This window comes from Sphingobacterium sp. MYb382 (assembly GCF_037572665.1).
In the GTDB taxonomy this organism is placed as follows: Bacteria; Bacteroidota; Bacteroidia; order Sphingobacteriales; family Sphingobacteriaceae; genus Sphingobacterium.
Map to the genome: position 1 here is coordinate 117,082 of NZ_JBBGZT010000010.1, position 18,164 is coordinate 135,245.

18 protein-coding genes are annotated in these 18,164 nt (G+C 37.6%); 9 read left to right on the top strand and 9 right to left on the bottom strand.

Translation table 11 applies throughout. The annotated features are described in order from the left end of the window. The 5 genes from WH223_RS04015 to WH223_RS04035 all read left to right on the top strand — a co-directional run bounded on the left by WH223_RS04015 (position 1) and on the right by WH223_RS04035 (position 5,050). Positions 1–471 (top strand): helix-turn-helix domain-containing protein, encoded by a 471-nt coding sequence (locus WH223_RS04015; protein ID WP_340046243.1) that lies wholly within the window; start codon positions 1–3, stop codon positions 469–471. Beyond that, complete coding sequence (locus tag WH223_RS04020; protein ID WP_340046244.1) at positions 461–880, top strand: hypothetical protein; 420 nt, start codon at positions 461–463, stop codon at positions 878–880. The genes WH223_RS04015 and WH223_RS04020 overlap by 11 nt, the downstream gene beginning before the upstream one ends. 1,192 nt (positions 881–2,072) lie before the next feature. Further along, the gene (locus tag WH223_RS04025; protein WP_340046245.1) at positions 2,073–2,687 is read left to right on the top strand and encodes a TetR/AcrR family transcriptional regulator; all 615 of its coding nucleotides are present in this window, start codon (positions 2,073–2,075) and stop codon (positions 2,685–2,687) included. 160 nt (positions 2,688–2,847) lie between these two features. Continuing rightward, positions 2,848–4,062: an MFS transporter gene (locus WH223_RS04030; protein ID WP_340046246.1), complete on the top strand. Its 1,215-nt coding sequence runs from the start codon at positions 2,848–2,850 to the stop codon at positions 4,060–4,062. A 76-nt stretch (positions 4,063–4,138) separates the two neighbouring features. Beyond that, on the top strand, positions 4,139–5,050 hold the full coding sequence (locus WH223_RS04035; protein WP_340046247.1) for an Rpn family recombination-promoting nuclease/putative transposase: 912 nt from the start codon (positions 4,139–4,141) through the stop codon (positions 5,048–5,050). Positions 5,051–5,647: 597 nt separating this feature from the next. Here WH223_RS04035 and WH223_RS04040 read toward each other — a convergent pair. Further along, on the bottom strand, positions 5,648–7,114 hold the full coding sequence (locus tag WH223_RS04040; RefSeq protein WP_340046248.1) for a TPM domain-containing protein: 1,467 nt from the start codon (positions 7,112–7,114) through the stop codon (positions 5,648–5,650). Between the two features lie 346 nt (positions 7,115–7,460). Between WH223_RS04040 and WH223_RS04045 the strand changes: the two genes are divergently transcribed. Further along, positions 7,461–8,570: an AI-2E family transporter gene (locus tag WH223_RS04045; RefSeq protein WP_340046249.1), complete on the top strand. Its 1,110-nt coding sequence runs from the start codon at positions 7,461–7,463 to the stop codon at positions 8,568–8,570. 55 nt (positions 8,571–8,625) lie between these two features. On the opposite strand, the gene WH223_RS04050 is transcribed toward WH223_RS04045, so the two are convergent. Next, positions 8,626–8,946, bottom strand: coding sequence for a winged helix-turn-helix transcriptional regulator (locus tag WH223_RS04050; RefSeq protein ID WP_340046250.1), 321 nt, complete (start codon positions 8,944–8,946; stop codon positions 8,626–8,628). Between the two features lie 121 nt (positions 8,947–9,067). On the opposite strand from WH223_RS04050, the gene WH223_RS04055 reads away from it, so the two are divergent. Then, entirely contained in the window at positions 9,068–10,129 is a 1,062-nt protein-coding gene (locus WH223_RS04055; RefSeq protein ID WP_340046251.1) for an NADH:flavin oxidoreductase, read from the top strand. Between the two features lie 43 nt (positions 10,130–10,172). Here WH223_RS04055 and WH223_RS04060 read toward each other — a convergent pair whose 3' ends face one another. The 4 genes from WH223_RS04060 to WH223_RS04075 all read right to left on the bottom strand — a co-directional run bounded on the left by WH223_RS04060 (position 10,173) and on the right by WH223_RS04075 (position 13,971). After that, the gene (locus tag WH223_RS04060; RefSeq protein ID WP_340046252.1) at positions 10,173–10,844 is read right to left on the bottom strand and encodes a DUF6624 domain-containing protein; all 672 of its coding nucleotides are present in this window, start codon (positions 10,842–10,844) and stop codon (positions 10,173–10,175) included. 121 nt (positions 10,845–10,965) lie between these two features. Beyond that, positions 10,966–11,850 carry a DMT family transporter gene (locus WH223_RS04065; RefSeq protein WP_340046253.1) on the bottom strand — a complete coding sequence of 295 codons (885 nt, stop codon included), beginning with the start codon at positions 11,848–11,850 and terminating at the stop codon, positions 10,966–10,968. A gap of 330 nt (positions 11,851–12,180) precedes the next feature. Continuing rightward, entirely contained in the window at positions 12,181–12,696 is a 516-nt protein-coding gene (locus WH223_RS04070) for a GNAT family N-acetyltransferase (protein WP_340046254.1), read from the bottom strand. Between the two features lie 117 nt (positions 12,697–12,813). Beyond that, the gene (locus WH223_RS04075) at positions 12,814–13,971 is read right to left on the bottom strand and encodes an FAD-dependent oxidoreductase (protein WP_340046255.1); all 1,158 of its coding nucleotides are present in this window, start codon (positions 13,969–13,971) and stop codon (positions 12,814–12,816) included. Between the two features lie 80 nt (positions 13,972–14,051). On the opposite strand from WH223_RS04075, the gene WH223_RS04080 reads away from it, so the two are divergent. Further along, complete coding sequence (locus WH223_RS04080; protein ID WP_340046256.1) at positions 14,052–15,020, top strand: helix-turn-helix transcriptional regulator; 969 nt, start codon at positions 14,052–14,054, stop codon at positions 15,018–15,020. A 37-nt stretch (positions 15,021–15,057) separates the two neighbouring features. Here WH223_RS04080 and WH223_RS20100 read toward each other — a convergent pair whose 3' ends face one another. The 3 genes from WH223_RS20100 to WH223_RS04090 all read right to left on the bottom strand — a co-directional run bounded on the left by WH223_RS20100 (position 15,058) and on the right by WH223_RS04090 (position 16,396). After that, positions 15,058–15,267: a helix-turn-helix domain-containing protein gene (locus WH223_RS20100; protein WP_445265602.1), complete on the bottom strand. Its 210-nt coding sequence runs from the start codon at positions 15,265–15,267 to the stop codon at positions 15,058–15,060. Beyond that, positions 15,207–15,911, bottom strand: coding sequence for a cupin domain-containing protein (locus tag WH223_RS04085; RefSeq protein WP_340046257.1), 705 nt, complete (start codon positions 15,909–15,911; stop codon positions 15,207–15,209). Before WH223_RS04085 ends, WH223_RS20100 begins: the two co-directional genes overlap by 61 nt. Positions 15,912–16,036: 125 nt before the next feature. Further along, the gene (locus WH223_RS04090) at positions 16,037–16,396 is read right to left on the bottom strand and encodes a RidA family protein (protein WP_340046258.1); all 360 of its coding nucleotides are present in this window, start codon (positions 16,394–16,396) and stop codon (positions 16,037–16,039) included. Between the two features lie 381 nt (positions 16,397–16,777). Here WH223_RS04090 and WH223_RS04095 point away from each other — a divergent pair, with 381 nt between their 5' ends. Next, positions 16,778–17,944 carry a basic secretory protein-like protein gene (locus tag WH223_RS04095; protein ID WP_340046259.1) on the top strand — a complete coding sequence of 389 codons (1,167 nt, stop codon included), beginning with the start codon at positions 16,778–16,780 and terminating at the stop codon, positions 17,942–17,944. The last annotated feature ends 220 nt before the right edge of the window (positions 17,945–18,164 follow it).

Consider the following 18,164-nt stretch of genomic DNA (forward strand, 5'->3'; position numbering starts at 1 on the left):
ATGAAAAAATTAAATAAACTTCTAAGTCCATCGATTTCTCATTGTAAAGCTAATGTAGAAAAGTTTGACGAAGATATTCTGTTAAAATTTACTGCAAAAAAAGTCGCTTTTAAAATATTTTACGAATTAAAAAGAAGACAATTAAATCAAAATGACTTAGCTAAACTACTTAATGTTACTCCACAGAATGTGAGTAAGTTATTAAAAGGTGAGGATTATAAAATATCAACTTTAGTTAAATTAGAACAGGTGCTCGATATTAATTTTATTGATAGAGATATTTATAAAGAGCCACATATTCAATTTATCACAATAGAATTTGTTAATGTTAATGTTTTGAAAGATTATTCGACTTTATTGAATTACCGGACTGCAGATTTAGCAGAGTTTTTTCACATAGCAGATAAGGCTGTAATTTTTAATGATGAATTCACTTTAGGATATGATAGAGAAATAGCATATGAAATTTAAATTAATTAAAGGCGAAATAGAAGAGTTTGCTATAATAGAAGACAAAATACCTGAAGATTTAGATAATATAATCGTTAAATGTGGAATTATAGCAAAAATTAATCCGAATGAAAAGATTATTGCTATTTATAATACCGTAAGGTTTTGTATTGGAATCAAAGATCTCCTGAAGATAAAGTCAGTATTATATTTTAAAATTCATGCTGATACATGGGATTCTTTAATTTTTGAGGAAGAAATTATATTGAAAAAAACGCAAGTACAACACTTTGGAATAATTACAATTGGTGCAACTAGAGGGATGCTAATAGCCAAAACTAACAATACACCATATTCGAGCATGCTCTTACCCCCATTAAATATTAATGATATTATTAATGAAGATATAAAGTTTTTAAAAAACCAATAATTAATTTCTGAAATAATAAATATTCTTACTGTAAATTGTAGTTCAAAATTTATTTAAATTTTTAGGTTATTTGTAAATAAAACAACTTAATTTGTCTTTATTTTTTTGTAAAATATACCATTGAAGGTTATGTCCTTTTTATGGTAAGTTTAGCTAGGTGTTTCATATTTTTGTTATAAACGATTTATGAGGTGGCGATATTTTATTTAATTGGGAACTTTCTTTAAGAAATTTTTCACCGCTATTCATCTTAAATAGAAAGGTTGTTTTGTTCTAAATTCTTATTTATTTCCAATATAGACATTAACCTCTTTGCTATTAATAACTTTTGTATAGTTGACTTTTACGAGATTGCTCTTTCTGGTCATTGCATTTGAAATATATAAGCTGGAAAAATTCCAATTTACCTACCAACGCAATATAATTGTACAATCCAAGAAGGGGCGACCTATGCGTATATGGACGTCAAGGCGATGGAATCCCTTACAGGAACTTTCTTAGTGTAGAAACAAGGCTTCCCAGCCGAGGGCGTGAGTGAGGGGATTGTGCACCAGAGGCCTAGGGATTCCGCCCGTGGGATGAAGTCAGCCGTACGGAACATATCCGCATGAGTCTTGATTTTTGCAAAGCTTTTCATCAAGGAAAAGCTTGAAGCCCCGTCCTGGCGAAGGACATGCGCTATAATTAAGCAAAAGACTCGAATAAGCGTTGCAAACGCTATCCTCAAGCATCCTCGTTGCAAACGAGGACGATAGGCAGTGCAAATAAGCTATTCTAATACGATGCTTGGACTTGTCATCCTGAGCCTGTTGAAGGACAGCGTAATAGTATGGGAAGGTTTGTAAAAAAAAGCTTGAAGCCTAGTCCTGGGGAAGGACACGCGCTATAATTAAGCAAAAGACTCGAATAAGCGTTGCAAACGCTATCCTCAGGCATCCTCGTTGCAAACGAGGACGATAGGCAGTGCAAATAAGCTATTCTAATACGATGCTTGGACTTGTCATCCTGAGCCTGTCGAAGGACAGCGTAAGAGTATGGGAAGGTTAGTAAAAAAAGCTTGAAGCCCCGTCTTGGCTAAGAACATGTATACGATTACGAAAAAGAACCTACCATTTTACGAAAGCTTCAAATAATCAATTTTTGACATTTAGAAAAAAAATGTAAATTTGTCAAATTGTAAAATCTAGTGAAGATGCATATATCCAATACAAAAGACGAGTTGTTTGTCAATTTGGTGTTGAAGACAACAAAAGATCTTTATCAAAAGTTTGGCTATAAGAAAGTCACGATGGATGATGTAGCGCGAGAGGTTGGTAAAACACGTAGTGCGCTATACTATTATTTTAAAAATAGAGACGAGCTTTTTGAGGCCGTTCTTTTTTCATTAGTCGATGAGGTGAAAGCCGAGCTTTTGGATGTGATGGCTGCAGAATCTACTCTAGATGCCAAATTGAGCGCCTTTTGTGTGGTAAAGATTAATGGTTCCAAACTTATTCAAGCCTTTTATTCTGCGCTAGAGTCGAGCATGAACAGCGATGAACAGTCAAAATATGCACAATTGAAATGGCAGGTTCATCAAAAGATGATGGCTACAGAAATTGGAATTTTGCGCGATGTGGTACATGTGACAATAGGAAAAGGGGAGATTCCTGCGCAGACGGAGGAACAATTGCAAACGGTGCTATTTGTTTTCCTTGGTGGTATCCGTGGAATTCGTAGAGAGTTGGCTATAGACGCATATTCCAAATATTGGGAAGCCGGTGTTACGATGCTGGTACGCATGGTTATTGCCGAGTTTAGACGTTGAGTCAACGTTTGCGAAAGATTTTTCATTGCTTTGGTATAGACCGTGCTTTTGTGTACCATGTTGTCTATATGATAGCCTTAAAAGGAGGCTATATTTTTTAATCAAAATTTGACAAAAAGATAAAATATGTCAAATTGTTTGTTTTAATTGAAAATCAGATATGCGAGAGATAGCCGCCTTTAGTGCGTTAAAGAGTCCAAATTTTGTTTATTACTTTGCCGGTCGTTCCATTACCCAGTTTGGCACATGGATGCAGCGTACAGCCGTGGTATGGCTTATTTACAGCTTAACACATTCTTCGTTTATGCTGGGTGTGACTGTTTTTGCTGAGCAGTTTCCTTCTTTTCTTTTTTCTTTCGTTGGAGGTGTGGTTGCTGACCGTTATGATCGCAGTAAGATTATTAAGATAACGCAGGTTGCTGCTGTTCTACAGACAGTTTTGCTAGCTGTTTTGTTGCTGTTGGATCATCTCGTTGTTTGGCAAATTCTAGCCTTAAGCGTGTTGCTCGGTATTATTAATGCTTTCGATGTGCCTGCGCGACAAACGTTGATCCACGAAGTGGTAAACTCGAATGATGATTTACCCAGTGCGCTATCTTTAAACTCTGGGATGTCGAGTATAAGTAAGATTTTAGGCCCTGCAGCTGCTGGATTTGCCCTGGAGCACCTCAATGTAGGTTGGTGCTTTGTGTTTATTGCTTTTGCCTTTTCGGTTGTTATCTACTTGTTTTCGAAGATTAAAGTGACACCTAAAGTGTATGCATCATCAGGAAAGAATTTCTTTGGTGAGTTTAAGGAAGGGGTAAATTATCTGCTGGAAGCTAAACCTATTGGTTTGGTTATTTTGATGTTAAGTGTTGTTGGTTTGTTAGTGTTGCCATATGATACGTTGCTGCCCGAATTGGCCAAGGTCACTTTTAAAGGTGGAGCAGCCACATTTGGCTACATTGCCGGGTTTATAGGCTTGGGCGCTGTGGTAGGAACCGGTGTATTAGCTTCAGTGCGCAATAAAGATAAACTTCGCTACTACTTAATCTTTAGTACGCTATTTCTAGGCGTTGGTCTTATCTGTTTTTCTTTGACGTCTAACTTTTATGTAGCGCTATTTTTTGCCGTAGTCACCGGTTTTGGTACGGTTATGCAGTTTACCTGCTCCAATATTATTGTGCAGGCAGAGTCGGCTCCTGCTATGCGTGGGCGAGCTATCAGTATTCTGCTGACAGCTATTTTTGGTATGGTACCTATAGGAAGTCTGTTAACCGGACTTGCTTCTCAATATATCGGGAGTCAATTGACCTTGCTCGTTCAAGGTAGTTTGGCTATCATCATCGCTTTGTTATTTGCAAAAGCTTTTGGCCTGTCTAAAAGGCGGTGAAGTAATTGAGATAATATAGTGGCTTGTGGTGTTATTGTTCTTATATTTAGAATGTTAACCAATTGTGAGCAGGCCCATGAAAAAAGTGAAACAAATACTAGGGCGGTATGTTGACATAAATACCGACTTCGGCTGGAAGTTCTATTTCGGACGCGAGGAAAACAAAGGTTTACTCATCCAATTTCTGAATGATATTTTTCAAGGAGAGAAAGTAATTCAAGATTTGATTTATGTGACACCTGAGCAGGATGGTGATTATGAAGAAGATCGACGTGTTATTTTCGACCTCCATTGTATAGCAGATGATGGAGAACATTTTATTATCGAAATGCAGCAGATTTATCAAGATTTTTTTAAAGATCGTGCTTTGTTTTATACCTCTCGCTTAATAAGTAAGCAAATTCAGAAAGGCAGACTAGGCGATAAATACAAGCTGCCAGAAATTTACTTTATTGGAATTTTAGAGTTCTCCCTCCAGGATACCGATACAGAACAGTACTTTATCGATGTCGGCCTAATGGATAAAGTGAACAAAAAAATGTTCTATACTAAATTAGGTTTTAAGTTTATCGTGTTGCCGCACTTCAATAAAAAAGAGAATGAATTATGCAACGATATGGAACAATGGCTTTACCTATTAAAGAACTTAAGTACGATGAAAGGTATTTCTAAGTACTTGGATAGGAGAGTTTTTGGGCGTATCTTTGATGTAGGAGAGGTTGCGAAATTAAAACGGGAGGACCAAATGAGTTACGAAGCCAGTTTAAAAAGAAAATGGGATTGGGAGAGCGTTCTCTCAACAACCGAGCGTATAGGTAAAGAGGAAGGTAGAAAGGAAGGTAGAAAGGAAGGTCGGGAAGAATTTCAAACTGAAATTATTGAAAGTCTAATTGTAGAGTCTCGTTTGTCGGATGAGGATATTGCTCGTATAACTAAGGTTTCTTTAACATTTGTGCAGCAAGTGCGTGAAAAATTAAAAACACGTTAATACAAAATTAGCTTTTTCTGGTACGTATATCTTTTCTTATTTATCCGATTCTAAGGAGTTACTGCGTAATATGTGAAGGGGTTAATTTTATGAATTGCCAATCTATTAGGGCTGGCGCTATAATCCATAGTCACTACTTTTTTTAAAGTTTTTCCTTTAGCACTGTTGTTTTTTTCTGTTGTTAAAATAACATTATTGCACAGACTATGAGTAGCGACCTATGCGTAGATGGTATCAGGGGGATGAAACCCCTTCTTGAAACGCCATAATGTAGAAATAAGGCCTCCTAGACGAAGGTCTAGTGGTTTTTCTCCTTGGGAGGAAATCTGCTGTATAGAATATAACCCCCATAAATATTGATGTGTGCAAAAGCTTTTGGCTTGTCTAAAAGGACGGTGAAGTAGTTGAGATAATATAGTGGCTTGTGGGTTTATTGTGTTTATATTTAGGGTGCTATCTTCTTTAGTGTCCTTGTGAAAGCCGAGCTTGATTCGTTTATGCGTGGACGGGCCATTTGTTTACTAGCATTTGTTGAACAAGTAGGTGAAATATTGAGGTGTTGTTATTAAAAGTGAAACCGGATGCTTGACAGACGAGCTACCAACGGCCTCCTGCGCCTCCACCGCCTGATGATCCACCACCAAAACTACCGCTTGAACTACTACTACCTCCGCTGCTGCTACCACCTCCGCTACTGCTATGCGTAGTTGAACTCCGCGTCTTTTTGTCTATGGTATAAAAACTGACGTGCTCAATATGGTTGCAGTATTCACAGCGATTGAATTTTTCTCCTTTTCCTTCTCGCGTGTAGGTCGCGGGATAAATAGTTTTGTTTTGGTTAGGTAGCAATGTGTAATACTTACATTGAGGGCAACGACCAAACTTATTAGTAATATTCCATGGTATATATAGTAAGGCTTGTGTTTTCGTATTTTGCCATATTTCATAACGTCGGCTCTTTAAACTTTCCTCTTTGTGTTGGCCATTGTTGAGGAATTTTTCAGTTTGTGCATTCGTATTCGAACGTTTTATACGTTCCCAATCAATGTCGTTGTTGGGCGGTGTAAATCGCCCGATATTACCATTTAATCGTTTTGAAATTATAACCCAATCTATCCAAGCTATGGGGGTTAAGAGTAAAGGAATGTAGATTCGTCTAAGGTATTTGCGCAAGGTGATGTCTATATCCTCTTCGTCCTTAAATGTTTTAATGATGAGATCGCGTCCATCCGTTATTTTTAATGTAATGATGAGTGTTGCTAAGATTGCGATGAAATAAGGAATATGCTCTTTTTTGTATACATAGTCAAGATTGTTTAGTAAAAAAGTAATAGGAAAAATAGAGATAAACATCAATGCTAACATGCAGCCCATACCAAAGAAGATGGAACCCAAAAAACTAACCTTTGTTATTTCATCTTTTAAAAGATTCGTGGTAACTACATGCACATAGACATATACAATTATTAAAACTAGTAACCACCAAGCTGCATCTTCCAATATAGGGCTTTTAAGACTCCAAAATGGTATTGCCTCTGGCATCATCTGTTGTAATTCGGAGACTGAGTCGGGTGATCTTAATACTTTTTCTATGAATTCGACAGCTTCAAGTACTCCTTTGTTATAGTTACCTTCTCGAAAGTTAGGAACTAGATATTTTTCACCTACGCGTTTTAGAAATATGTCAGGAAAGAGTCCTTCCATCCCATATCCCGAGATAAATTGGTAAGACCGTCTATCTTTAGCTATAAATAATAGTAAACCTGTGTTAAGATCCTTTTTTCCTATTCCCCATGTATTAAAGAGATTTAGAGAGAAATCAAATACATCATCTCCATTGAAATTATCAACAACGACAATAGCAAATTCGACTTGGGTATCTTCATCCAGGTGTTGCAGTATCGTATCCAGTTGACTAATCGTAGATGCTGATAGATTGTAGTCGGGGTCACTTACCCATTTGTTTTGTCCTGTTGCTTTCGGTGATGGAATCGCTGCGTGTTGTGCATAGGAAAAAAAACTTAGTAACAACAGCTTACAAAAGATCAATATTTTTTTCTTCATAGGTTAAGTTCGAAGACTAGGTCAGTGTTGTGTGTTTTTTGTTTAAAAACCAATTTTTGGACAAAGTCTGTGCCAAATGAATTGGATGGAATAGTGTTTATTTAAGCTTGGTGAGGGAAATTAATTTTATAGATTACCCTCGTTTTAGGACTTTAATTTTAGAAAGTCTTTTTGTTTGTTGCAAACAAAGGTAAGAATAGATTGTACTATCTTTTAATAATAGCTTATTATTCCCATGATTGTTTTTTCATAGATTAAAGTGATATATTTAATAGCAGTGTCGCTCCTTAACAGCCTATTTTTTAAATGAGGAAGGTGTCGTGCGATGAACAAGAAATTATTAAATTTGAAAATAATAAAGATAAATATGCCGGAGAAACCATTATTGAAATTGCCCAGTCTTCCTTTCATTGCAAAGTTAGCTTTTGCGCTGGTTAGCCTTATCGGACTTGGTTATCTTTTACACTTAGGACAAACAATCTTAGCCCCATTTTTTCTGGCCTTTTTAATCTCTATGTTGTTTTTGCCTTTCGCAAATATGTTGGAGAATAAGCTGAAGTTTGGACGTGGATTATCGTCTATAGCCTCCGTGTTTGTGATGCTATTAATTCTCTGCGGATTAGGTTATTTCTTTGGTTCGCAAATAGCAGATTTTAGTGAGGATATCCCTTTGTTAGAGAAACAATTTAATGTTGTTTTTCATCAGTTGCAAGGTTGGATTTCGAGCTCTTTCCATGTGAATGCAGAAAAGCAGTTTGCGTATATCAATAATGGAGTAGATCGCTTATTATCCTCTTCAGGAGTAATTTTAAGCTTCACGTTGGGCTTGTTTTCCACGGGATTGGGGTTCTTCTTTTTCTTTATTTTGTTCTTCATCTTCATTCTGAACTACAGAAGAGTATTGTATCAATTCATCATCAATATATTCTCTGATAGTCACAAAAGTAAGGTACGCGAGGTGGTGAATGAAGTGCAGCAAATGACTAAGAAATATATTATCGGTTTGTGTATTCAGATTGTTATTGTTTCTGCTTTAACCATGCTTATGCTTTCATTGATCGGTGTGAAATATGCGCTGCTGTTGGGAGTATTGACAGGGTTGCTTAACGTCATTCCGTATATCGGTGTTTTCTCGTCTATGCTCGTTTCCATGCTTATTGCTTTTGCGACAGGGGCTCCTGTAACGAGCTTGTATGTTTTGATTGGCTATATTATAATGCATGCGATTGATGGAAATATTGTATTACCTTTTGTGGTAGGCTCTAAGGTTAAAATCAATGCATTATTCTCCTTCATCGGCATTTTAGTAGGCGAGCACCTCTGGGGTATATCCGGTATGTTTTTATGCATTCCTGCCTTGGCTATTATAAAAATTGTTTTTGAGCGTATTGAATCCTTACAGCCTTGGGGGCAAGTACTGGGAGAAGGCACGAATCCTGATAAAAAAGGCCATTAGATAGTTTATCGGATTGTTTTTTACGAATAAGAGAATTATGAGACTTGCAGTTCTCTTATTCGTGATATTTTTTTTCCCATTCTTCAAGCAGGTTTAAAATAGGAAGGAGGGCTAAGCCTTTTTCTGTAAGTGTATATTCTACCCGTGGAGGAAGTTCTTTAAACTCTTCACGTGTCAGTAAACCATCGACTTCCATTTCGCGCAATTGATCAGTCAATACTTTGCGGGAGATCGTTGAAATGCGGGAGGCTATTTGTCCAAAGCGTAGTTTCCGATCTGAAATAACGACAACAATAATAGGTTTCCATTTATTGCCTAAGTTGGACATAGCCTTACTTAAAGGGCACATGCGTGCTATTTCTAATTTGCTTTTCATCTCTATAATGTCAGTTTCTGACGTTTGTTACCACAAAGTTACCACTTTTTGTCTAGCATTAGGTACAATAGTATACTGTTATTAGTTACTTTGTGTAACAAATAGTAAAACATATATTGAGATGCAAACAAATTCATTATTTACACCTTTCAGCTATAAAAACCTTCAGCTTGACAATCGGATCGTTATGGCTCCGATGACGAGAGCGCAATCAGACAATGGTGTTCCTACACAAGCTATTGTGGATTACTATGCACGTAGAGCCGAAGCCGAGGTGGGATTAATTCTTTCCGAAGGTACTGTAATCAATAGACCAGCCTCAAAGAGTGTACAAAATGTACCTGATTTCTTTGGTGAGCAAGCTTTGCAAGGCTGGAAGCAGGTTATTGATGGTGTACATAAATATGGTGGAAAAATGGGACCTCAGCTATGGCACGTAGGAGACACACGTTCTAGCGAAGATTACCCAACGGTAGCGATGGAAAGTGTTTCTGGCATGAGCCTTGCCGATATTGAAGATACCATTCAACAGTTTGCGAAATCTGCAAAATCAGCTAAAGATTTGGGCTTTGACTGTTTGGAAATTCATGGTGCTCATGGCTATCTTATTGATCAGTTTTTCTGGGAAGGAACGAATACACGTACGGATCTATATGGTGGAAAAACATTAGCCGAAAGAAATCGTTTCGCTATCGATGTCGTGAAAGCTATACGTGCTGCGGTAGGTGAAGATTTCACGATTATCCTTCGTCTTTCACAATGGAAGCAACAAGATTATAAGGCACGGTTGGCAACGACACCTAAAGAAATGGAAGAATGGTTACTACCGTTGAAAGAGGCTGGAGTTGATATTTTTCACTGTTCGCAGCGTCGTTTTTGGGAGCCTGAATTTGAAGGTTCTGATTTAAATTTCGCAGGATGGGCAAAGAAAATAACTGGACAACCAACCATTACGGTAGGTTCAGTAGGCCTGGCGGGAGACTTTATGGGCTCTTTCGCAGGTGAAGGCTCTGCTAAAGCAGATATTACGGAGTTATTACACAGACTAGATAGACAAGACTTTGATCTTGTAGCAGTAGGTCGCGCTTTGTTGGCTGATCCGCTATGGGTGAAGAAAATCAAAGAAAATAGATTAGATGAAATTGCTGATTTTTCGGCTTCAAGCTTAGGTATTCTATACTAGGGGATTGTTATACAAAGGCCGGAATTGTAAATTCCGGCCTTTTTTACTCGCTATATAAATCAGGCGCTGTATAGCCATTTTTTTCGTAAGAATCTTTATTCATTTGAAAGTGCAGCTTCGTCATGTCATTTAGATACTTCTTCAATGGGGGGAGATTGTACATTGCCCGTCGCTGATCTACATGTATCGAATCTACTAGTCCAATTTTCGGAATTGCTCTGCCTGTTGTTTTTGCAAGGTAGGTGACTTGTGTTCCAAATTGTTGTTTTTCTCCAGCATTTATTTGTACCCTGTCAAATAGATAAGCATAGTTCTCTGGCTTAGCATTCTTCTTCTTTATTTCCTTATCCATTTTTGCGAGTACGCGTTTTTGAAATTTAGGGTCATGGTCGCAATGTTGAACGAGCAGCCAGAAATGTTGTGAGCTCTCTTCGCCAACTTCTTTAAAACCTAAGAATCCGTATTTAGCAAAATAGCGTGCTATATTTTTCTGATTAGTCTGAAACACACTGTCTTTGAAACTTTGCCAAGCTTCTTCACTATAATCTTTGTATACTCCTTGTTTTTGAAAGGCGGCCACTTGATCAATCTTTACCATTGCGCGGAGTTCTTCCTGCATCTGTTTACGTGTTGAATCGTTTATGTTTTTTGTTGTATGGCAACTAGCCAATAGAAAGATGATGCCTATAGCAAAGCTTATAATTTTAGGATGCATGGTATGAGGTTGTTAAGCGGTAAGCAAAATAATGATTTCTGCTATAATACCAAAAACTGAAAGATACTTTTCTATACTGTTAATAAAATAGCCGCAGCGTAAATTACGCTGCGGCTATTGATTATGTTATTTGGATTTTACTCGTCTTTCGTGTAGAAATTATTGTTTGTAGTGCCACAGAGGTCATGATGAGCCCCAAACCAATATAGAAGGATGTATTGACATCCTTGCTTTCATCAAAGAATAGAAAAGCTAAGATGATCGCATAAATAGGTTCCAAGTTAAAGGTGAGGTTCATGGTGAAGGCTGGAATCGTACGTAGCACCTCTGCAATTAGCATGTATAGGCCAACTGTACAGAAAAGTGCAAGTAAGAGTAAATAGAAGGTATCTGTGCCACTAGGAATAATGGTTTCTACTGGAAAAAAATGTAAGTAGATAGGCATTAAAGCTCCCCAGGTTATAGTTCCGGCCACCATCTGGTAAAAATTGATTGTTTTACTTTCGTAAACACGTACTAATTTTTCGTTATAAATGGTGTATAGTGCGCCCAGCGCGGATGAAATAACACCCAATATGATGCCCACTTGGTAGGAGCTGTCAAAATGGAAAATTAAGCTTATGCCGAGTAGGGTCAGCGCACTCAACATAAGTTCCGAAAATTGAAACTTGGTTTTGTTAATAAGCGGTTTGAAAATCGCTGTATAAAAGCTGATTAGGCAAAAACAAATAACACCAATGGAAATATTAGCATACTTGATACTGGCATAGAAGAATATCCAGTGGGTGGTAATGAGAAGACCCACTTTGCCAATAGCAATTTTTTCTTTCCAGCTGATTGGTTTTGTCGCCTTTGAGAATTTTAAAATAGCAAATAAAATAAGTGCCGAAAAGAATACACGGTACCAGCTGAGTAATCCCTCATTAAGGGATATTAGTTTACCAAATACACCCGTAAAACCGGCTAGGAGCACAGCGCTGTGCAATAAAAGATATGACTTTTTCATATAGAAGGAACTGTCTGTTCATAATGAACAAGACCTCTTTAGTAAGAATTAAATTGAAATTTGATACATAGAAATAGCGTCGGCAAAATTGCCGATCCTTATATTTCTTAAAACTTGAGAAAAGTATTAAGCAGTTGGAGGAGGAAGACTATTCTTTCTATTCACTTTTTTAAATTCTGGTTATACAAGTATAGTGAAAAAGCGGAAAATCTGAAAGGCTGTTTTGTAGTAATTTATTTTTTAAGGGGATAATCCGCAGAGGGGATAAAATAAAGACGATACCTATTACATGTATCGTCTTTATTTTTCATGCGTTGAAAATCTTATTAACTACGCTGGTTTATGAAGTACTTTCTCAAATGCTTTTCGTGCAGAGCCTCTGAAGGTTACTTCACCACAATATTGGTAACCTAGTTTTTCAAAAATGCGAAGCATGCCCGCATTGTCAAAGTTTGTATCTGCTTTTACGCTGTAGATATTGTGCTGCAGAGCAAAGGTATCAATATGTTTAAGCATGGTTTGTGCCAGCCCTTTGCCTAGATAATCTTCTGAAAGCGCTACACGATGGTATACGACGAAGTCGCCATCAGTAAGCCACTTACCTTCGATATTGGCATACTCAGGCTCATCATTTATGGAGATAGAGCAATAACCAATAACGGTATTTCCATCGGTCAGAACATGTGCTGAACCTTTAGCAATATCATTTTCAATAATGGAAGGATTTGGATAGCCGTCCTGCCATTGGTCACTACCGTCTTCACGTCTGCGTTGGATGGCTTTTTCTAAAATTGTCCATATTGAGGCTGCATCTTGTGTATTCGCTTGTCTAAAAGAATATTCCATAGTTGAGGAGGATTTTTGACTTGTAATATTTCAAATCTACTTAAAAATAGAAAATTTAAGGTCAAAATAAGTCCATAAAAAAGGCCGAATTTCGTTTTATTGACTTGGCCTTTCTGGTTACAAAGTTTTATTCCATTCTTCTCGTCCTTTGATGTGGTCTTCGATAGCCGTGTCTGAGAAAAAATCAGACTCTGCAGAGGCGGTGTCACGCTGGGCCTCACCAGCATAGCCAAACATGTTATGCTCATAATCTTCCATCGCTTCGCGAATACTATCAAATTTGTCGCTTAGTAAGTTTTCAGATAGCCGTAGCGCGTCTAGCAGACCTATGTTTACACCGACACCAGCGAAGGGAGGCATGGCATGTGCAGCATCACCAACTAAAGTTATAGCATCTTCCGTTTGCCATTTTTCGTCTAGAGGCATGTTGCGCATAGGAAGTACCCAGAAGCTTTTGGTAGCCTCAAATAACTCGATAAATTTAGGATCCCAGTCACTACATACCTTTTTAAGATAGTCAGCCACTTGTGATGATTCACTTACATCGATGTTTTCATCATTAGCAAAAGTCTCTTCTGCCTTAAAGCAGAAGAAGTAGTTAATCGTTCCTTTAGATTTTATTTGTGAAGCAAACATTGTTTTATCAGCAATAACCATCACATTATCTTCTTTACATAAAGCTTTATAGTTGGGCGCATTAAGCTCAGGATTGAATACTTCTCCTTGGATAATAATCGTTCCCGTAAATTTTGGTGTCGCAGTGGTGAGCCTTTGACGAACTTTAGATTTACTCCCATTTGCACCAATGACAACATCGGCATAAACCTCCGTACCATCTTCAAAGCGCAAAATAAAGTGCTCTTCAATTTTGACAATTTCTTTTAGCTGTTTGCCCCATACAACAGTATCAGGCGTTAAGTTTTGTAAGAGTAGCTGACGCAAATCATTACGGTCTACTTCTGGACGATGATATAATTGTTCTTCATTCGGAAAATCGTACATGAGCGACTCTCCATTTTTTCCAACCAAGTGTTCACCTGTTGGTCTTGCTGCTGCGTAAAACGCGTCGAGAAGTCCTGCCTTTTCCAAGGCTAATTGTCCGGTGTTTTTATGGATATCCAGGGTTCCACCAAAGATGCGTACCTCTGCATTATTGTCCCACTCGTATACATGAACGTCTACGTTGGCTTGTTGTAATAATCTTGCCGTAGTAAGGCCTACGGGCCCTGCACCAATAATGGCGACTTTTTTATTTTGGAGTAAGTTCTTTTTCATTGCTTTATTATTTTGATAAGACAAAATTAAGAGCTTGATTTTGGTTAAAATAACTACATTTGATATAAAAATAGTCCATTATGATTTTGGAAATTGATGAACCTTCGGATATGCACACGTATCTTATAAACCTTGGTGGACATATGGATGACCAAGGTTTATTACATTTTCCATCCACAATGGGAACGGGATACATGCGTTTGATAAATCCTTTTCCGGGTATTGCCTTATTAGTTCAGTCTTTTGAATTAAATGAGGAGTTGTTGATTAAACGACTGAAGGGGAGAGCCGAAGATAAAGTGTTGATTTTTAGTTTTCGTAATGTGTCGCCGCTTCAGGCAGAATTGACTTCTGCTAAAGACACGCTGCATGTTAAAACCTGGCCGTCAGTGCAGGTCTCTACGTCAGACATGGCTCTGGATATTCATGTTCCTGCATTTTATCCGGTAACGAATTTGATTATTGGCGTTGAAATAGATTACCTAAAGAAAATTTTAGAAGCAAACGCGAAGCACGAATTTATGGAGTTGCTCCTTGGTAATGGACAGGCTTACTTATATGAAGAGCTTATTTCACCTAATATACAAGCAGTAGCGACGGCTATTTTTCAATTAGATGCTAAATATTCCTTAGCTCATTTTTTTTATAAACTGAAAGCAGAGGAATTGATTTATCTTTTCTTGTCCGAATTGCTGAAGCGTGAGCAATTAACATTTTATCCTTTAAATAAGGAAGATATAAAACAAATCTATCGGGTGCGCGATGCATTGGTTTTGCAGGTTGACACACCGCCCGCTTTGGAACAACTCGCAAAAGATGCAGGCATGAGCGTTAGCAAATTAGGTCGTCTTTTTCGTCAGGTATTTGGAGAAAGCGTCTATCATTATTATCAAAAAATACGCATGCAGCAGGCTGCTTACCTATTGCGCGAGCAGCATCTTTCGGTAGCGGAAGTCGGCTATCAGCTAGGCTTTACTAACCTCAGTCATTTCAGTCGTCTGTTTGAAAAACATATCGGTGTTAAACCAAAAAAATATAGTAAAGGTTAGTCCTATATTTCGGATTATACGTAAGCATCAAGTCTAATTAATCTTGGCTTGTTTTACGAAAATTAATCGCCGTTGTGCCAACGTGTTTCTTGAATAGACGTGAAAAATAGGCAACATCATCGAAACCCAATGCAATAGCTATTTCTTTCACAGATTCATCTGCATGGTATAAAAGTCTTTTTGCTTCTAGGATGACGCGCTGATTGATATGGTAAGACGCGGAAAGTCCGGTCGTTTTGGTTTTGATTCATTAAGGTAGGCTGTTGTGATATTTAGCTGTTGCGCATACTGTCCTGGTCGTTTCTGTGCGATAAAATTTTGCTGAATTAGTAGATGAAATTTATAGGCAATGGCCTCGCTGCGGGAAGGCTTTTTTGTTGGATTAAACGCGCCTAAAAATTGCTCAATAAAGAGTGATATGAAAGTCTTTACCGCATCGCGCAGTGCTTTAGCATAAAAAGGACCTTTTTGCTGATGGATAGCCATACATAATTGTATGGACTGCTGTAGTAAAAAAAGAGCGTCAGCATGAGGCACTAAAGGGCGGAGGGGAGCTATTTGATCTAGAGTTGTAATTTGATCGCGTTGTAGCCACTCGTTCTTGACAGCCAAAATATAGGCCGTTGTATTTTTTAGTTTTAGTATACGATGTACTTGGTGTGGATGAAGGTAAAAGAGACTTTGCTCTTCTAGATCATATTTTTCAAAGTCTATTTCTACAGAAACCTTGCCTTTCTCTAGTAGTAAGAAAAAATGAAAATCATGCCGATGCGCTTGTTGCGCACCTTCTATCTGAATCAGGTCTTCCAGCGATAGCTTATCAATAGAAAATCCATCGCTATAGTCATCTTCTAAAATTTGAAGTGGTATTTCTACGCTTTTACGTCTCATAAAGCCATGGTACTACGTTAAAAATTGATTTCGTTAATTAAAAGTCGCTGAGGCTATAGCATAGTGTACAGTTAAGCTACTAATTGTTGATAAGTAGCTTAACTTATTTGTGTTGCTAAATACTATTATTGTTGACTTTTGAAATGCGCAATACCTGATATTTCAACGGTAGCATTAGAAGGTAGATCTGCTACTGCGATGCACGTACGTGTTGGAAATCTTTCTGCAAAATAGGTTGCATAGCGCTCATTCAAAGCAGTATAGTCTTTCATGTCCTTCAAGTAGATGATCGTGCTTACAAGGTCTTCACATGTTAATCCATGAGCATGCAATTGACTTTGTAGATTTTCCATCACTTGTTTTACTTCAGCATCAAAGCTTTCGTTGACCATCGTTCCTGTAGCTGGGTTTTTCCCCACTTGTCCCGAGATATACAATAATTGGTCTACTCTCAAGGAAGCACTTAAAGGATATTTACTGTTCATTTTATGTTTTTTTGATATATGACTGTCTTTTCAAAGATAAGGAAAATCGAATTTCTATCGTACGCTTTAGACAAGCTTGCCTAGGAATACGTTTTGGAGATTTCATGTTCTTTTCTGTAATTCTTTTGGCTGTGGCTATTTATGTAAAAGAAAAAAGACGGGGCATAATACATGGACGTATGGTGAACTGTGTTTCTTTTGTGATTAAAGTTACTCTTTGTTGGTTAAATTTTTGTTTGAACGTATTTGATAAAACGTTTTAGTTTTTGATTATTCTTTTTATCTTGTGCGTATAAAGAAAAGATACTTAACCTTTTTATTTCAACTAAACCCAAATCTGTGAAAAGAAACCTTTCAAAATGGCTTTTGCCATTTACTCTCATGAGCCTTTGTTTTTCTACTGTAGCATGTAGCAAGAGTACAAAGGATGCTGCAACTGAAGTAGGCACGAAAGAGCCCGAAAAAGAAGAGACTATCGTTCGTATGGATGTTACGGATAAAGCAAAACTTGTTGTTAATATAGAGAATGCGAATGGCATTAATAGTGTGGAGTCATCTAGAAAACTCGTTGATAATGATAAGTCGACGAAGTTCTTAATTCAATCTTTTAAGCCTAGTTTTAACATCGATTTTCAGTTTGACACGCCTCGTTTGATTGGTACCTATGAGTGGACTTCTGGCAATGATGCTGAAGGCCGCGATCCCATGGATTGGAAGTTTATGGGGTCCAACGATGGGACGACATGGACGCAGCTTGATCGTCAGCTTGGTGAACTTTTTCGGTCACGCAACCTTACTAAATCCTATTCTTTTGAGAACAAAGTAAAGTATAAATACTATCGCTTGAATGTGACGGCCATCTATTATGGCGATATGTTTCAAGCGTCGGAATTACGCTTGATTCAAGTGCCTATTAGTGCGCAGCAAACAAATCCAATTACACGTATAGATAGTGTGAAAAAGGATGGCCTGTCGTTAATTTTTTTAAATAAAACGCCCGAAGAAACATTGTCCTACAAAGACAAAATGATTAATACCTTCTTCACAGTATATCCTAAACTATTGAAAGATTTTAATACAGATGCGCAGAAGAGTCTATATTTTATAATTGACCCTACGTATGACGGTGCGGCTTACGCGATTAGTAATGTTGTTGTTTATAGTTATAATTTTATGAAGAGCAATCCGAATGACATTGATATCGTTACGCACGAAATTATGCATCATATTCAGGCCTACCAAGGGGGCATTGCTCCAGGATGGCTGTCTGAAGGTATTGCTGATTATGTGCGTTACGCTTATGGCTTAAATAACGCGAGTTCAGGTTGGTCGCTGCCAAATTATTCGCCAAACCATAACTACACCGATGCCTATCGCGTGACGGCACGTTTCTTAGCATGGATTGAGAAACATGTAAAACCAGGTTTTGTACAAGCAACTGACAAAGCGATACGCAATAAAACATATACTGAGGGTTTCTGGAAAAGTACAACCGGTAAAACGTTAGATGAGCTATGGGCTCAATATGCACAAAATCCTGCTTTGTAGTTTTTGTTCTTCGTGATTTATAGCAAGCCGCCCTATTTTTGGAGCGGCTTGCTTATTTACGAAGCTTTGCGCCATAACTAATGTGGTGAACATAGATTTGCTTTCAAGCGTATTTCATGTTTATTTTAGGTTAATTTAAATATTTATTTATCCTATAGATAAAGTAGTGTTTGAATATTAAAGAAAGATTCCTTTTCTTTGTCGCTCTACTAAACCCAAG

Bases quoted from the DNA above. Each gene is read 5' to 3' on its own strand.
- WH223_RS04020 (WP_340046244.1), top strand. From the start codon at position 461: ATGAAATTTAAATTAATTAAAGGCGAAATAGAAGAGTTTGCTATAATA.
- WH223_RS04050 (WP_340046250.1), bottom strand. From the start codon at position 8,946: ATGAAAAGCAAATTAGAAATAGCACGCATGTGCCCTTTAAGTAAGGCT.
- WH223_RS04060 (WP_340046252.1), bottom strand. From the start codon at position 10,844: ATGCATCCTAAAATTATAAGCTTTGCTATAGGCATCATCTTTCTATTG.
- WH223_RS04035 (WP_340046247.1), top strand. From the start codon at position 4,139: ATGAAAAAAGTGAAACAAATACTAGGGCGGTATGTTGACATAAATACC.
- WH223_RS04030 (WP_340046246.1), top strand. From the start codon at position 2,848: ATGCGAGAGATAGCCGCCTTTAGTGCGTTAAAGAGTCCAAATTTTGTT.
- WH223_RS04090 (WP_340046258.1), bottom strand. From the start codon at position 16,396: ATGAACAGTAAATATCCTTTAAGTGCTTCCTTGAGAGTAGACCAATTA.
- WH223_RS04070 (WP_340046254.1), bottom strand. From the start codon at position 12,696: ATGGAATATTCTTTTAGACAAGCGAATACACAAGATGCAGCCTCAATA.
- WH223_RS04095 (WP_340046259.1), top strand. From the start codon at position 16,778: ATGAGCCTTTGTTTTTCTACTGTAGCATGTAGCAAGAGTACAAAGGAT.
- WH223_RS04025 (WP_340046245.1), top strand. From the start codon at position 2,073: ATGCATATATCCAATACAAAAGACGAGTTGTTTGTCAATTTGGTGTTG.
- WH223_RS04075 (WP_340046255.1), bottom strand. From the start codon at position 13,971: ATGAAAAAGAACTTACTCCAAAATAAAAAAGTCGCCATTATTGGTGCA.
- WH223_RS04085 (WP_340046257.1), bottom strand. From the start codon at position 15,911: ATGAGACGTAAAAGCGTAGAAATACCACTTCAAATTTTAGAAGATGAC.
- WH223_RS04065 (WP_340046253.1), bottom strand. From the start codon at position 11,850: ATGAAAAAGTCATATCTTTTATTGCACAGCGCTGTGCTCCTAGCCGGT.
- WH223_RS04055 (WP_340046251.1), top strand. From the start codon at position 9,068: ATGCAAACAAATTCATTATTTACACCTTTCAGCTATAAAAACCTTCAG.
- WH223_RS04040 (WP_340046248.1), bottom strand. From the start codon at position 7,114: ATGAAGAAAAAAATATTGATCTTTTGTAAGCTGTTGTTACTAAGTTTT.
- WH223_RS04015 (WP_340046243.1), top strand. From the start codon at position 1: ATGAAAAAATTAAATAAACTTCTAAGTCCATCGATTTCTCATTGTAAA.
- WH223_RS04080 (WP_340046256.1), top strand. From the start codon at position 14,052: ATGATTTTGGAAATTGATGAACCTTCGGATATGCACACGTATCTTATA.